Annotated in this window: 14 protein-coding genes; 9 read left to right on the forward strand and 5 right to left on the reverse strand. The window is 71.8% G+C overall.

What is annotated here, in order from left to right; genetic code table 11:
• Positions 1 to 26 precede the first annotated feature (26 nt).
• Positions 27 to 1,481 (forward strand): NCS2 family permease, encoded by a 1,455-nt coding sequence (locus ACSMXR_RS21065; protein WP_473169653.1) that lies wholly within the window; start codon positions 27 to 29, stop codon positions 1,479 to 1,481.
• Here the strand turns inward: ACSMXR_RS21065 and ACSMXR_RS21070 are convergent.
• Positions 1,474 to 1,713 carry a hypothetical protein gene (locus ACSMXR_RS21070; RefSeq protein ID WP_030087407.1) on the reverse strand — a complete coding sequence of 80 codons (240 nt, stop codon included), beginning with the start codon at positions 1,711 to 1,713 and terminating at the stop codon, positions 1,474 to 1,476. The genes ACSMXR_RS21065 and ACSMXR_RS21070 overlap by 8 nt on opposite strands.
• Positions 1,714 to 1,847: 134 nt before the next feature.
• On the opposite strand from ACSMXR_RS21070, the gene ACSMXR_RS21075 reads away from it, so the two are divergent.
• On the forward strand, positions 1,848 to 2,288 hold the full coding sequence (locus ACSMXR_RS21075; RefSeq protein ID WP_007452526.1) for a MarR family winged helix-turn-helix transcriptional regulator: 441 nt from the start codon (positions 1,848 to 1,850) through the stop codon (positions 2,286 to 2,288).
• Between the two features lie 137 nt (positions 2,289 to 2,425).
• The gene (locus ACSMXR_RS21080) at positions 2,426 to 3,760 is read left to right on the forward strand and encodes an MFS transporter (RefSeq protein WP_473169654.1); all 1,335 of its coding nucleotides are present in this window, start codon (positions 2,426 to 2,428) and stop codon (positions 3,758 to 3,760) included.
• Between the two features lie 69 nt (positions 3,761 to 3,829).
• On the opposite strand, the gene ACSMXR_RS21085 is transcribed toward ACSMXR_RS21080, so the two are convergent.
• Positions 3,830 to 4,420, reverse strand: a complete 591-nt coding sequence (locus tag ACSMXR_RS21085) for a Uma2 family endonuclease (RefSeq protein ID WP_376185282.1) — start codon at positions 4,418 to 4,420, stop codon at positions 3,830 to 3,832.
• A 101-nt stretch (positions 4,421 to 4,521) separates the two neighbouring features.
• On the opposite strand from ACSMXR_RS21085, the gene thpR reads away from it, so the two are divergent.
• Both thpR and ACSMXR_RS21095 read left to right on the forward strand, forming a co-directional pair.
• Positions 4,522 to 5,118, forward strand: a complete 597-nt coding sequence (gene thpR / locus ACSMXR_RS21090) for an RNA 2',3'-cyclic phosphodiesterase (protein ID WP_218525263.1) — start codon at positions 4,522 to 4,524, stop codon at positions 5,116 to 5,118.
• Positions 5,119 to 5,333: 215 nt separating this feature from the next.
• Positions 5,334 to 6,323, forward strand: a complete 990-nt coding sequence (locus ACSMXR_RS21095; protein ID WP_473169655.1) for an aldo/keto reductase — start codon at positions 5,334 to 5,336, stop codon at positions 6,321 to 6,323.
• A gap of 110 nt (positions 6,324 to 6,433) precedes the next feature.
• Here ACSMXR_RS21095 and pip read toward each other — a convergent pair whose 3' ends face one another.
• A complete protein-coding gene (pip, locus tag ACSMXR_RS21100; protein ID WP_381790876.1) occupies positions 6,434 to 7,408 on the reverse strand; it encodes a prolyl aminopeptidase in 975 nt (324 codons plus the stop codon).
• 90 nt (positions 7,409 to 7,498) lie between these two features.
• On the opposite strand from pip, the gene ACSMXR_RS21105 reads away from it, so the two are divergent.
• Together ACSMXR_RS21105 and ACSMXR_RS21110 are read left to right on the forward strand one after the other, a co-directional pair.
• Entirely contained in the window at positions 7,499 to 7,948 is a 450-nt protein-coding gene (locus ACSMXR_RS21105; RefSeq protein ID WP_364890721.1) for a VOC family protein, read from the forward strand.
• A gap of 61 nt (positions 7,949 to 8,009) precedes the next feature.
• Positions 8,010 to 8,498 carry a hypothetical protein gene (locus ACSMXR_RS21110; protein ID WP_473169656.1) on the forward strand — a complete coding sequence of 163 codons (489 nt, stop codon included), beginning with the start codon at positions 8,010 to 8,012 and terminating at the stop codon, positions 8,496 to 8,498.
• A 43-nt stretch (positions 8,499 to 8,541) separates the two neighbouring features.
• Here the strand turns inward: ACSMXR_RS21110 and ACSMXR_RS21115 are convergent, their stop codons facing one another.
• Positions 8,542 to 10,554: a serine/threonine-protein kinase gene (locus ACSMXR_RS21115; RefSeq protein WP_473169657.1), complete on the reverse strand. Its 2,013-nt coding sequence runs from the start codon at positions 10,552 to 10,554 to the stop codon at positions 8,542 to 8,544.
• Positions 10,555 to 10,633: 79 nt separating this feature from the next.
• Positions 10,634 to 11,431: an SDR family oxidoreductase gene (locus tag ACSMXR_RS21120; RefSeq protein ID WP_381790867.1), complete on the reverse strand. Its 798-nt coding sequence runs from the start codon at positions 11,429 to 11,431 to the stop codon at positions 10,634 to 10,636.
• 224 nt (positions 11,432 to 11,655) lie between these two features.
• On the opposite strand from ACSMXR_RS21120, the gene ACSMXR_RS21125 reads away from it, so the two are divergent.
• The gene (locus tag ACSMXR_RS21125; RefSeq protein ID WP_086779408.1) at positions 11,656 to 12,429 is read left to right on the forward strand and encodes an SDR family oxidoreductase; all 774 of its coding nucleotides are present in this window, start codon (positions 11,656 to 11,658) and stop codon (positions 12,427 to 12,429) included.
• 37 nt (positions 12,430 to 12,466) lie between these two features.
• Positions 12,467 to 13,360 (forward strand): LysR family transcriptional regulator, encoded by an 894-nt coding sequence (locus ACSMXR_RS21130; protein ID WP_473169658.1) that lies wholly within the window; start codon positions 12,467 to 12,469, stop codon positions 13,358 to 13,360.
• The last annotated feature ends 33 nt before the right edge of the window (positions 13,361 to 13,393 follow it).

The raw sequence follows: 13,393 nt of genomic DNA on the forward strand, positions 1-13,393 counted from the left end.
TCCCCTACGTACGACTGAGGTCACCCATGCCCCCCTCGGCCACCGCTCCGGTCGACTCCCCGCCCCCGTCGGCTCCGCAGCCCCAGGGCAGCCTGGACCGGTTCTTCAGGATCTCCGAGCGGGGGTCGACCGTCGCCCGTGAGTTCCGCGGCGGCTTCGCCACGTTCTTCGCGATGGCGTACATCATCGTGCTCAACCCGATCATCCTGGGCAGCGCGAAGGACATGTACGGCCACCAGCTCGACAACGGGCAGCTGGTCACCGCCACCGTGCTGTCCGCCGCGTTCTCCACGCTGCTGATGGGCGTCATCGGCAATGTGCCGATCGCGCTCGCCGCCGGCCTCGGCGTCAACACCGTCGTCGCGCTCCAGCTCGCTCCCCGGATGAGCTGGCCGGACGCGATGGGCATGGTCGTCCTCGCGGGCATCGTGGTGATGCTGCTGGTCGCCACGGGGCTGCGGGAACGCGTGATGAACGCCGTGCCGCGCTCGCTCCGCAAGGGCATCGCGATCGGAATCGGCCTCTTCATCCTGCTGATCGGCCTCGTCGACTCGGGCTTCGTCTCGCGCATCCCGGACGCCGCCCACACCACCGTGCCGCTCCAGCTCGGCGGCGACGGCCACCTCACCGGATGGCCGATTCTCGTCTTCGTGCTGGGCGCGCTGCTCACGCTCGCGCTGATCGTGCGCAAGGTGCCCGGCGCGATCCTGATCTCGATCGTCGCCATGACGGTCGTCGCCGTGGTGATCGACGCGGTGGCCGGGCTGCCGGAGGGCGCCTGGGGTCTGACGACGCCGTCGTGGCCGGGCAACCCGGTCTCCGCGCCGGACTTCGGGCTGCTCGGCGAGGTCAGTCTGTTCGGCGGCTTCGGGAAGGTCGGCTATCTGACCGGCGTCCTGTTCGTCTTCACCGTGCTGCTGTCCTGCTTCTTCGACGCGATGGGCACCATTCTGGGCGTCGGCGACGAGGCGAAGCTGATGGACCAGGACGGCAACTTCCCCGGCATCAACAAGGTGCTGTTCGTGGACGGCATCGCGGTCGCCGCGGGCGGTGCGAGCTCCTCCTCCGCCACCACGTGCTTCGTGGAGTCCACCGCGGGCGTCGGCGAGGGCGCCCGCACCGGACTGGCGAGCGTGGTGACCGGTCTGCTCTTCTCGGTGGCGCTGTTCTTTACACCGCTGGCGACCATGGTCCCGTCGCAGGCGGCCACTCCCGCCCTGCTGGCGGTCGGCTTCCTGATCATCGCGGGCTCGGTGCGGGACATCGACTGGAGCGACTACACGCTCGCGGTCCCGGCGTTCCTCGCCATGGTGATGATGCCGTTCACGTACTCGATCACCAACGGCATCGGCATCGGCTTCGTCGCCTTCTCCGTGCTGCGCCTGGCGGCCGGCCGCGGCCGCGAGGTGCCGATCGCGATGTACGTCGTGTCGGCGGTCTTCGTCTTCTACTACGCGATGCCGGCGCTCGGCCTCACGTGATCGGTGGCGTCACGCCCCTCCTGGCGTCCACGGGGGGCGTGACGCCACCCCTGGAGTCGCCGTAGAACTTCTCCGTCTCCTCGACGGCCACCTTGAAGCGTTCGTCGAAGTCGTCGCGAATGAGCGTCCGGACCACATAGTCCTGGACGCTCATTCCGCGTTTCGCGGCGTGCTGCCGGAGCCGGTCGAGCAGCTCACCGTCTATCCGCAGGCTGAGCACTGTCGATCCCATGTCCAGCAGGGTCGCCGCCCCGGAGCGCTCTTTGCGTCACTTTCCGCTTCCAACTCACTCGTTCGGGTGATCGGAATTTACGGGAGGTGTAAGCGAGTGGTATTTAGGTTGGGTAATGAGTTACGCTAACAAACATGCCTGACCTGATCCACGACGGCGACAGTGCCGCCGCCGTGAGCTCCCTCCGCTCCGCCGTGATGCTGCTGGGCCGCCGCCTGAAGCACCAGCGTGTCGACGAGTCGCTGAGCCCCACCGAGATGTCGGTGCTCGGCACCCTGGCCCGCTGCGGATCCGCCACCCCCGGTGAGCTGGCCCGCAAGGAGCACGTCCAGCCGCCGTCGATGACCCGCATCGTCGCGCTGCTGGAGGCGAAGGGGCTGGTCAGGCTGGAACCGCACCCCGATGACCGTCGGCAGAAGAGGGTCAGCCAGACCGAGCAGGCCGAGGCCATGCTCGCGGAGAGCCGCACCAAGCGGAACGCCTGGCTGTCCCACCTCGCCGAGGGCCTGGACGAGGACGAGTGGGAGACGCTTCGGGCCGCCGCGCCCGTGTTGGAGAAGCTCGCCCACCTGTGACCCCACGGGCGCGTCGACGGTGACCCGCCGCCGTACCGGAAGCACGACGTCCGGACCGGCTCGGACCACCGCCGGAGCGCCCGTCGTCACGTCCTCGTCGGACCGAACGCCGCAGACGCCCGAGGAGGCGAACTCTTTTGAGTACGGGATCCGGAGCAGACTCCGCCCCCGCACCGACTTCCACCCACGAGAGCAAGACCGGCGGGACCTTCTCGTCGCTGAAGATCCGTAACTACCGCCTGTTCGCGACGGGCGCCGTGATCTCCAACACCGGTACCTGGATGTCCCGCATCACGCAGGACTGGCTCGTGCTGAGCCTGACGGGTTCCGCCACCGCCGTAGGCATCACCACAGCCCTGCAGTTCCTTCCGATGCTGCTCTTCGGCCTGTACGGCGGCGTCATCGCCGACCGCCTCCCGAAGCGGCAGATCCTGCTCGTCAGCCAGGCCATGCTCGGCCTGTGCGGCATCGCGCTGGCCGTCCTGACCCTCTCCGGGGTCGTCGAGGTCTGGCACGTCTATCTGGTCGCCTTCCTCCTCGGCATGGTGACCGTCGTCGACAACCCGGCCCGCCAGTCGTTCGTCTCCGAGATGGTCGGCCCCGCGCAGCTGCGCAACGCGGTCAGCCTGAACTCGGCGAACTTCCAGTCCGCCCGGCTCATCGGCCCCGCCGTCGCGGGCGTCCTGATCACCACGGTCGGCAGCGGCTGGGCGTTCCTGCTCAACGGCCTCTCCTTCCTGGCCCCGCTCATCGGCCTGCTGATGATGCGCACGAACGAACTGCACGCCTCGGTGACCGTGCCCCGCGCCAAGGGCCAGCTCCGCGAGGGCCTGACGTACGTCCGCGGCCGCCCCGAGCTGATCTGGCCGATCGTCCTGGTCGGCTTCGTCGGCACGTTCGGCTTCAACTTCCCGATCTGGCTGACCGCCTTCGCCGACGAGATCTTCGACGGCGGCGCGGGCATGTATTCCTTCTTCAACATCCTGATGGCGGCCGGTTCGCTGGCCGGCGCACTGCTCTCGGCCCGCCGCCGCTCCTCGCGGCTGCGGATGCTGGTGGCGGCGGGCACGGCGTTCGGCCTGCTGGAGATCGCCGCCTCGGTCTCCCCGTACGTCTGGCTGTTCTCGCTCCTCCTTGTCCCGATCGGCATGCTCGGCCTGACGACGAACATCACCGCGAACACGAGCGTCCAGATGGCCGCCGACCCGGAGATGCGGGGCCGGGTGATGAGCCTGTACATGATGGTCTTCGCCGGGGGTACGCCGGTGGGCGCCCCGATCGTCGGCTGGATCAGCGACACGTACGGCGCCCGCATCGGCTTCGCGGCCGGCGGCGCGATCTCGGTGATCGCCGCCCTGGCCGTCGGCTTCGCCCTCGCCCGCGTCGGCGGCCTCCGCCTGAAGGTCGACCTCCGCCCGGGCCGCCCGCACGTCCGCTTCGTCCCGCGCGAGCAGCTGGCGACGGCGGCGTGAGCCACGCGAAAGGCGCCCTTCCCCGGAGCGGGGGGAGGGCGCCTTTCGCGTGCTTGCCGGGGTACGGGGTCAGTCGCGGGGGAAGGCGTCGGTCGCGAGGCTGAGGCCGACGACGGTCGAGGTCAGGTCGACCGGGGTGCCGAAGTCGAGGCTCAGCACGCTGCGGTACTCGTCCTCCTTCGGGAGCGTGTGCAGGTGCCAGGTCCCGGTGTACGGGTCGACGATGAGGTAGACGGGGACACCGGCGGTGGCATAGACGGCCTTCTTGACGCCGTAGTCGTTCACGGCGGTGCCCTTCGAGATCACCTCGGCGACGAACTCGACGTCCTGGTAGCGCCAGCGGCCGTCTTCGCCCTTGACGGCGTCGGAAGCAAGGGCGAGGACGTCGGAGGCGAAGCCGTTGAGGTGGCCGGGGAAGTCGACGCGTACGTCTGACAGCAACCGGTTCTCCTCGTAGTGGGCCGACAACTGCCTGATGATCGCCAGAGTATTCCGCCAGTGCGTGTCCCTCTGCGGCACCAGGTAGACGTTCCCCTCGACGATTTCGAGCTTGCACCCCTCGGGCGCGGGTTCGAGCCAGTCGTACAGCATGTCCAGCGTGCGCCAGTCATCGGCGTCGCCGCCGGCCGGGGCGTTTCCGTCGCTGTCCACGTCGGTCACCGTGGCGCTCCTCCCCGCCACCCGACCGGATGCGGGCAGCCGCGCGGTACAACGACCGGCGCGGACTCCCGGACACGCCCGGACCTGGCAGACTCGCGCCCATGAGCAGCCGCGATCCCGGCCGTCCGCCCGCCCAGCGCCTCTTCGCCGCCGTCCTGCCGCCCGCGTCCGCCGTCGCCGGACTCCGTACGGCACTCGCGCCGCTCCACACACTGCCGGGCTCGGAGAGCCTGCGCTGGACGGGACCCGAGGGCTGGCACTTCACGCTGGCGTTCTACGGGGAGGTGCCCGAGGACGCCACGCCGGAGCTGGAGGCGCGGCTGGAGCGGGCCGCCCGCCGCACCGCGCCCTTCCCGCTGCGGGTGCACGGCGCCGGGCACTTCGGCGGGCGGGCGCTCTGGGCCGGGGCGGCGGGTGGGCTCGACACGCTGCGGCTGCTCGCCGAGCGCGCGGAGGCCGCCGCCCGGCGGGCCGGGCTGCCGATGGAGGAGCACCGCCGCTACACCCCGCACCTCACCCTGGCCCGGAGCCGCGGTGACGCCGACCTGCGGCCCTTCGCCGAGGCGCTGGCCGGGTTCGAGGGGGAGCGCTGGGAGGCCGGGGAGCTCGCCCTCGTACGGAGCGAGCTGCCGGTGTCCGGGGTGCCGGGGGAGCGGCCGCGCTATGCGACGGTGCGAGCCTGGCCGCTGGGCGGGTGACCGCTGCGGTTACGCTCGAAGGGTGGACCCGAAGACCAGAAACCGCATCATGGCGGCCGTGCTCGTGCTGATATTCGTCGTCGTCGCCGTGGGGGCAGCCATCGGCGGCTGAGACCGGCGGGCCGTCGGCCGGCGTTCCGCGCCGGTCCGGCCGCCCGGCGCGTCCGGGGCCCGTGCTTGCCTGGAGTGGACTCGAAGGAGTTGGCTTGGGCGTCATGAAGTACACACAGCTCGGACGTACGGGACTCAAGGTCAGCCGGCTCGTCCTCGGGACGATGAACTTCGGCCCGCAGACCAATGAGTCGGACAGTCACGCGATCATGGACTCCGCGCTCGGCGCGGGCCTGAACTTCTTCGACACGGCCAACGTCTACGGCTGGGGCGAGAACAAGGGGCGCACCGAGGAGATCCTCGGCACCTGGTTCGCCCAGGGCGGCGGCCGGCGCGACAAGGTGGTCCTGGCCACCAAGATGTACGGGAACATGGGCGCCGACGGCGAGGCATGGCCGAACCACGACAAGCTCTCCGCCGTGAACATCCGGCGCGCGGTCGACGCCTCGCTCAAGCGCCTCCAGACCGACCACATCGATCTGTACCAGTTCCACCACGTCGACCGGAACACGCCCTTCGACGAGATCTGGCAGGCGATCGACGTCCTGGTCCAGCAGGGCAAGATCCTCTACGCCGGGTCCTCCAACTTCTCCGGCTACAAGATCGCCCAGGCCAACGAGCAGGCCGCCCGGCGCGGTTCGCTCGGTCTGGTCAGCGAGCAGTGCATCTACAACCTCGTCGAGCGCCGTGCCGAGATGGAGGTCATCCCGGCCGCGCAGGAGTACGGCCTCGGGGTCATCCCCTGGTCGCCGCTGCACGGCGGACTGCTGGGCGGCGTGATCAGGAAGACCACGGAGGGCGGCCGCCGCGCCTCGGGCCGCGCGGCCGACGCCCTGGCCGACCCCGCCACCCGCGCCCAGCTCCAGGCCTACGAGGACCTGCTCGACAAGCACGGCCTGGAGCCTGGCGAGGCGGCCCTGGCCTGGCTGCTGACCCGCCCCGGCATCACGGGCCCGATCGTCGGCCCGCGCACCGCCGACCAGCTGGACAGCGCCCTGCGCGCCCTGGAGCTGGAGCTCCCGGAGGCCGTGCTCACCGGACTGGACGAGATCTTCCCGGGTCCGGGGCCGTCGCCGGAGGCCTTCGCCTGGTAGGAGCCGCACCGCGTGAGGCCCGCCCCCCTGGAATGCGCCGACAGGGGGGCGGGCCCTCGCCGTCCTGTCCCTGTCCCACCACCTCACCGTCTCACCGCTGGGTCACCGCCTCACCTCTTCCCGGCGAAGCCGTCCAGCGCCTCCAGCACCGCCCGCCGGGTCTCCGTGCCGCCCATGTGGCCCGCGTTGTCGATGACCGTCAGTTCGGCGTCCGGCCAGGCACGGTTCAGCTCCCAGGCGGTGATCAGGGGGCCGGCGATGTCGAAGCGGCCGTGGATCAGGACGCCGGGGATGCCGGTCAGACGGTGGGCCTCGGCGAGGAGGCGGCCCTCCTCCAGCCAGGCTCCGTGGGCGAAGTAGTGGGAGCAGATCCGGACGAGCGCCATCTGGTCGCGGCCCGGACGCCCGCTGTACGGGGCCGGGCCCGGGGCCGACTCCATCGAGACGACCGCGTCCTCCCAGGCGCACCAGTCGGCCGTCGCCTTCTCCCGTACGGCGGCGTCCTCGCTCTCCATCCGGCGGGCGTACGCCGCGACCAGCCCGGCCGGGTCGCTCACCTCGGGGACGCCCGCGCGGAAGGCGTCCCAGGCCTCGGGGAAGAGCTGTCCCGCGCCCCGGTAGAGCCAGTCGATCTCGCTGCGGCGGGTCGTCGTCACCGAGGGGATGACCGCCTCCGTGACCCGCTCCGGGTGCTCCTCGGCGTACGCCAGGATCAGGGTCGAGCCCCAGGAACCCCCGTACAGCAGCCAGTTGTCGATGTTCAGGTGTTCCCGCAGGCGTTCCATGTCGGCGATCAGGTGGGCCGTCGTGTTGTGCGCCATGTCGGTCGCCGGGTCGCTCGCGTGGGGCGTCGAGCGGCCGCAGCCCCGCTGGTCGAAGAGGACCACCCGGTAGCGGTCCGGGTCGAAGTACTGGCGGGCGCGGGGCGTGCAGCCGGAGCCGGGGCCGCCGTGCACCACCAGGGCCGGCTTGCCGTCCGGGTTGCCGCACACCTCCCAGTACACGAGGTTGCCGTCGCCGACGTCCAGCATGCCGCCGTCGTACGGCTCGATCGGCGGGTACAGGTCGTTCGGTTCGCGGTGCACGGCGTGGTTCCCCTCGGCGCGGCGGGCGGGTGGGCGGTGGGCCACGTTACGCGGATGCGTTTGTCGGACGAGTCCCGTACGGTCCTGGCCATGCCCGTACGCATCGATCTGACCCTGGACTGCGCCGACGCCCAACTTCTGCGGGCCTTCTGGAAGTCGGCCCTGGGCTATGTGGACCTGCCCCCGCCGCCGCCGTTCGCGACCCGGGAGGAGTGGCTCGCCCAGTTCGATCTGCCGGAGGGCGAGACGGTGGACGACGGGGCCTGGCTCTGCGACCCCGAAGGCGTCGGCCCACATCTCGCCATCCTCAAGGTGCCCGAGCCGAAGACCGCGAAGAACCGGCTGCACATCGATGTGCGGATCGACGGCCACGGCACCCCGGCCGAGCGGTGGGACCGGATCCGGGCGGAGGCCGCGCGGCTCGTTGCGGCGGGCGGGTCCGTGCTGGCGGAGGTCGACGGGCACCATGTGGTGATGGCCGACCCGGAGGGCAACGAGTTCTGCGTGGCCGCGGCCGGCGCGCCCACCCCGCAGGACTGAGTGCGCCGGACCCGGCGACCGCCGCGAGCCCGCCCCGCCGGCGCGGCGTAGCCTGGACGCCGTGAACGCCGACCCCCGGATCCTCGCCGTCCTCGACATGCTCCTCGCCTCCGCCGCCCCCGGCGAGCGCGGCGCGCTGTGGCAGCTGGCCGAGCCGGGGCGGGAGTTGGACGCCAATCTGGTGCGGCTGCCGCCGGGCGCCGAGGTCGGTGAGCATCAGGAGGACGTGCTCGACGTGCTCCTCGTCGTCCTGGCGGGTGCGGGCAGCGTCCGGGCGGGCGGCGGCCGGGTCCTGGACCTCGCGCCCAGCACCGCGCTCTGGCTGCCCCGCACCTCACGGCGGGCGCTGGCCGCCGGACCGGACGGGCTGGTGTACCTCACCGTCCACCGCCGCCGCCCCGGCCTCGCGATCAAGCCGCCGGGCGGGGCGTACGAGGGCGGCGACGCGCCCTGCATGCTGGACCGGGTCTGCCCGGAGTGCGGGCGCCTTTCGCCGGACCCCGCACCGGTCTTCTGCAGCCGGTGCGGGGAGCGGTTCCCGGAGCGCTGAGCCGGGCAGGACCGCGCACGGGCCGGGAGGCGGTGACCGGGGCTCAGTACCCCTCGCACTCCGTCAGGTCCGGCAGACCGGGCGGGTTCTCGTTGCCCACCAGGCCGGAGAGGTTCTCCTTGTACATGTCCTCCCAGACCCTGCTGTCCAGGATCGTCCGGAGCGCCGAGCACACCTCGCCCTTCAGCACTTTGGTCCCCGGCCGCATCGCCACGCCGTAGCCCTCCGCGCCCTGGATGTTCTCCAGCCGCCGCACCTTGCCCGGGTTGGCCTGGACGTACCCGGCGAGAATGATGTCGTCCGAGGCCACCGCGTACACGTCGGACTTCGGGTCCAGCAGCTTGTCCAGGCAGTCCTGATAGGTGTTGGGCTGCGACTTCGCCATGGTGAAGCCCTGCTTCGGCAGCGCCTTCTCGTACGTCGACTCCCGTGCCGTGCACACCTCGACGCCCAGGTCCCGCAGGTCGCTGGAGTCGTTGATCGTGTACTTGGCCGACTTCTCGCGGACCAGAAAGCCCCGGCTCGCCTCGTAATAAGGGCCCGCGAAGTCGACGCTGTAGCCGTCGGGCGAGGCCGTCTTGCGGTCGTCGGTGATGCTGTACGAGGCGATGACCAGGTCCACCTGCTTGGTCTTCAGCGCGGTGGACCGGTAGTCGGTGGCGACCGTGGTGAAGGCGACCTCGCCCTTGCCGTAGCCCATGCTCTCGGCGATCGCGTACGCCAGGTCGATGTCGTAACCCTTGTACGTGCGTGACTTCTTGTCGAAGATGCTCAGCCCGGGCTGGTCGTCCTTGACGCCGATCTTCAGGGTGGGGTGGGTGTCCTTCCACCGCTCCTGGGAGCCGCTGCCCGCCGCACCGTCGCCCTCGCCCTGGCCCCGCACCGAGCCCGCCCGGTCGCCGCCCCCGCCCCCGTCCTTCTCGCCGGTGCCCTGCGAGACCAGCCAGCCCGCACCGGCCAGCAGCGCCACGCACACCGCCGCGGCGGCCACCTTCCAGCCACGGTGCCGGGCGCGCCGGCCGCCCGCCGCCGGAGGTGCAGGAGTCGGAGCCGGTGCCACGGGCGCCACCGGCGGCGGCGGAACGGCCGGACCGGGCGCGGGTGTCGAGGGGTTCGGTGTCGACGGGTTCGGTGTGGAGGGCGCGGTCGGCGGGTGCGTCGCCGACGCGGCCCGGCCCGCGTGCGGTGCGGCGGGATCGCCGAGCACCTCGCGGAGCATCGCCTCCGCCGTGGCCGCGTCCAGCCGCTCCCGGGGGTCCGGGATCAACAGCCCCTGGACGACCGGGGCGAGCGGACCGGCGTACCGGATGACCGGATCGGGCGACTGCCGGATGTTCTCCTGGACCTCCCAGACCTCGTGCCCGGCGAAGGGCGGCCGGCCCTCGACCATCTCGTACAGCGTGACGCCCAGCGCCCACAGGTCGGAGGCCGGGGTGGGGCCGGGGGAGGCGGGGGCGAACAGCTCGGGCGCGAGGTACGGCGGTGTGCCGATGACGCTGCCGGTCCGGGTGACCCGGTCCGCGCCCTCGAAGGTGGCGATGCCGAAGTCCACCAGGATCGCGAGGCCGTCGTCGCGGACGAGGACGTTGCCCGGTTTCACGTCGCGGTGGACGACCGAGGCGGCGTGGACCGCCCGCAGGCCCTGGAGGATCTGCAGGCCGATGGTGGCGGCCCTCGGCACGGCGAGGACGTGCTGGGCGGTCAACAGGTCGCCCAGGGAAGGCGCTTCGAGCAGCTTCATCACGATCCAGACCTGGTTCTCGGTCTCGACCTGGTCGTGGACCGTCACCACGTTCTGGTGCTCGATCTTCGCGATGGCCTCCGCCTCGCGCCGGGCCCGTTGCAGTGCCGCCGCCCGGTTCGCCGCGGTCATGGCGTTCCGGTCGAGCAGGCCCTTCACCGCGACGAACCGGCGCAGCCGCAGATCGTGCGCCTTCCAGACCTCGCCCATCCCGCCGCTGCCGATCGGCTCCAGCAGCTCGTAGCGGCCGTCGATCACGGTGCGGGGGGAGGGCACGGCGTCGCCGATTCTCCCGGACCTGTCTTCGCTGTGCATACGACCCCCTGTGCACTACATGGATTACGCCAGATTAGACGCAACCTCGATGCGCGGAGGTTCGCCGTCGCGCCGGTCCCTACGAAGCCGCGCCGCCGTTGCTCTTCAGCAACTGGCCGTTGACCCACTGCCCTTCGGGCGAGCACAGGAAGTCCACCAGGTGCGCGGTGTCCCGCGGGGTGCCGAGGCGGCCGAGCGGGGTGCCCGCGGCCAGGGTCTCGCGCAGGTCGTCGGTCATCCAGCCGGTGTCCACCGGGCCGGGGTTGACGACGTTCGCCGTCACGCCGAGGTGGGCCAGCTCGTGCGCGGCGGCCAGGGTGATGCGGTCCAGGGCGCCCTTGCTCGCGCCGTAGGGGAGGTTGCCCACGGTGTGGTCGCTGGTGAGCGCGACGATCCGGCCCGTCGCGGTGCCGGGCGCGCTGCGGAAGCGCAGCCCGTACTCGCGGATCAGCAGCCAGCTGGCCCGGGAGTTCACCGCGAAGTGCCGGTCGAACGCCTCCACGGTGGTGTCCAGCAGCCCCGAGTCCACCGACTCCGCGTGCGAGAGGACGAGCGCGGTCACCGGACCGCCGAGACGCTGCTCCGCCTCGTCGAAGATGCGGGTCGGCGCGTCGGGGTCGGACAGGTCCGCCTCGACCGCCGCCGTACGGGCCCCGGCCTCCGTCAGCTCCTTCGCGATGGACGCGGCGGCCCCCGGCTCGGCGCCCCAGTCCATGCGGCGGTCGTACGGCGTCCAGTAGGTGAAGGCGACGTCCCAGCCGGAGGCCGCCAGCCGGCGCGCGATGCCCGCGCCGATGCCGATGCTGCGGCCGACGCCGGTGATCAGGGCGATGGGGCGGGCCGGGGCGGAGGTGGGGGAAGGCTGTTCGGTGGTCACGCGGTGATCCTTCGTGACCCGTACGGCGTACGTCAATGGCCTTTCCGGTCACCCGGGTGGCACCTGTGCGCCCGCGCTGACCTGCGGTGACCCATCTTCCTGGTGGCCCGACGCGATCTTTGTGTTTCCCCGCGGCGGGGGCGCGCTCCTAGCGTGGACCACAGAAACCACGACGAACGCCGCATACCGGAATATCGGAGTGCGGCCGATGGAGAGGATCCGCCATGAGTGAGCAGCAGTCGCAGTCGCAGCAGCCGCTGGCCGGGAAGACCGCCGTGGTCGCCGGTGGTGCGAAGAACCTCGGGGGCCTGATCAGCCGCACGCTCGGCGAGGCCGGCGCGAACGTCGTCGTCCACTACCACAGCGAGAACACCGCCGCCGATGCCGAGAAGACGGCGGAGGCCGTACGGGGTACGGGCGCGCAGGCCGTCGTCGTCCGCGAGGACCTGACCCGCGTCGAGGGGGTGCGGAGCCTCTTCGACCAGGCGCTGGACGCCTTCGGCGGGGTGGACGTCGCCGTGAACACCACGGGCATGGTGCTGCGGAAGCCGATCGGCGAGACGACCGAGGAGGAGTACGACCGCATGTTCGCGATCAACTCCAAGGCGGCGTACTTCTTCCTCCAGGAGGCCGGCACCCGCCTCAACGACGGCGGTCGCATCGTCAGCCTGGTCACCTCGCTGCTCGCCGCGTTCACCGACGGGTACGCCACCTACGCGGGCGCGAAGGCCCCGCTGGAGCACTTCACCCGGGCGGCGGCCAAGGAGTTCGCCCCGCGCGGCATCGCCGTGAACAATGTGGCCCCGGGGCCGATGGACACGCCGTTCTTCTACCCGCAGGAGACGCCGGAGCGCGTGGAGTTCCACAAGTCGCAGGCCATGGGCGGCCGGCTGACGGAGATCGAGGACATCGCACCGCTGGTGAAGTTCCTCGTCACCGAGGGCGGCTGGATCACCGGCCAGACGATCTTCGCCAACGGCGGCTACACGGTCCGCTGACCGGCGACCGTCGGCCGATGGCGTCCGGGAGGACCGCGTGAGTCTGGATCTGCGCAAGCTGGAACATCTCGTCGCCGTCGCCGAGGAGGGCGGGTTCACCCGGGCGGCCGAACGGCTGCACCTGAGCCAGCAGGCGCTGAGCACCTCCATCCGCACCCTGGAGCGGCACGTCGGCGTCCAGCTCCTGGACCGGGGCCACCAGCATGTCACCCCGACCCCGGCCGGGCAGGCCCTCATCGACGACGCCCGGGCCCTCAGCGCCCAGGCGCTCGCCGCCCTGGACCGCGCCCGCCGGATCGGGCGCGGCCGGGCCGGGCACCTGCGCATCGGCCACACCCCGGCGGTCACCGCCGAGGAGGTCGTGGACCTGCTGACCCGGGCCCGTACGGAGGAGCAGGGCATACAGGCCCACGTCCGCCAGCTCTTCCCCGACGAACTGCGCGAACAACTCCTCACCGGCGCCTGCGATCTGGGCCTGAGCCGGGCCATGCCCGCCGACACGGGCCTGACCCGGGCCCGGATCGCCGAACACCGTCTGCGGATCGCCGTCCCGGCCGGGCACCCGCTCGCCGCCCGCTCCGCGGTGGCCCTGGCCGATCTGCGCGGCCAGCCGCTCACGGTGTGGGGCGAGCCGGGCTCGTCCGCGTACACGGATCTCCTGATCGGCCTGTGCCGTCAGGCGGGCGTGGAGCCGGACACCCGGCGCAACCCGGTCCAGGGCACCCCGCCGATCACGGCCGTCACCGCGACCGGCCGCATCGCCTTCGTCACGACGCCCCCGGGCCCGGCGGCGGGCGGCGCGGCCCACGTCGTGGACCTGGACCCGCCCGTCCACGTCCCGGTCCACGCGCTGTGGCCCGCGCACACGACGTGCCCGGGGCGGGATCTCTTCCTCAGCCGGACCGGCGACGAACCGCACCCAGAGGGGTGAGGGACGGCATGCGGCGGTGAACCCGCCGACAGA

Source organism: Streptomyces sp. DSM 106670 (genome assembly GCF_055792845.1).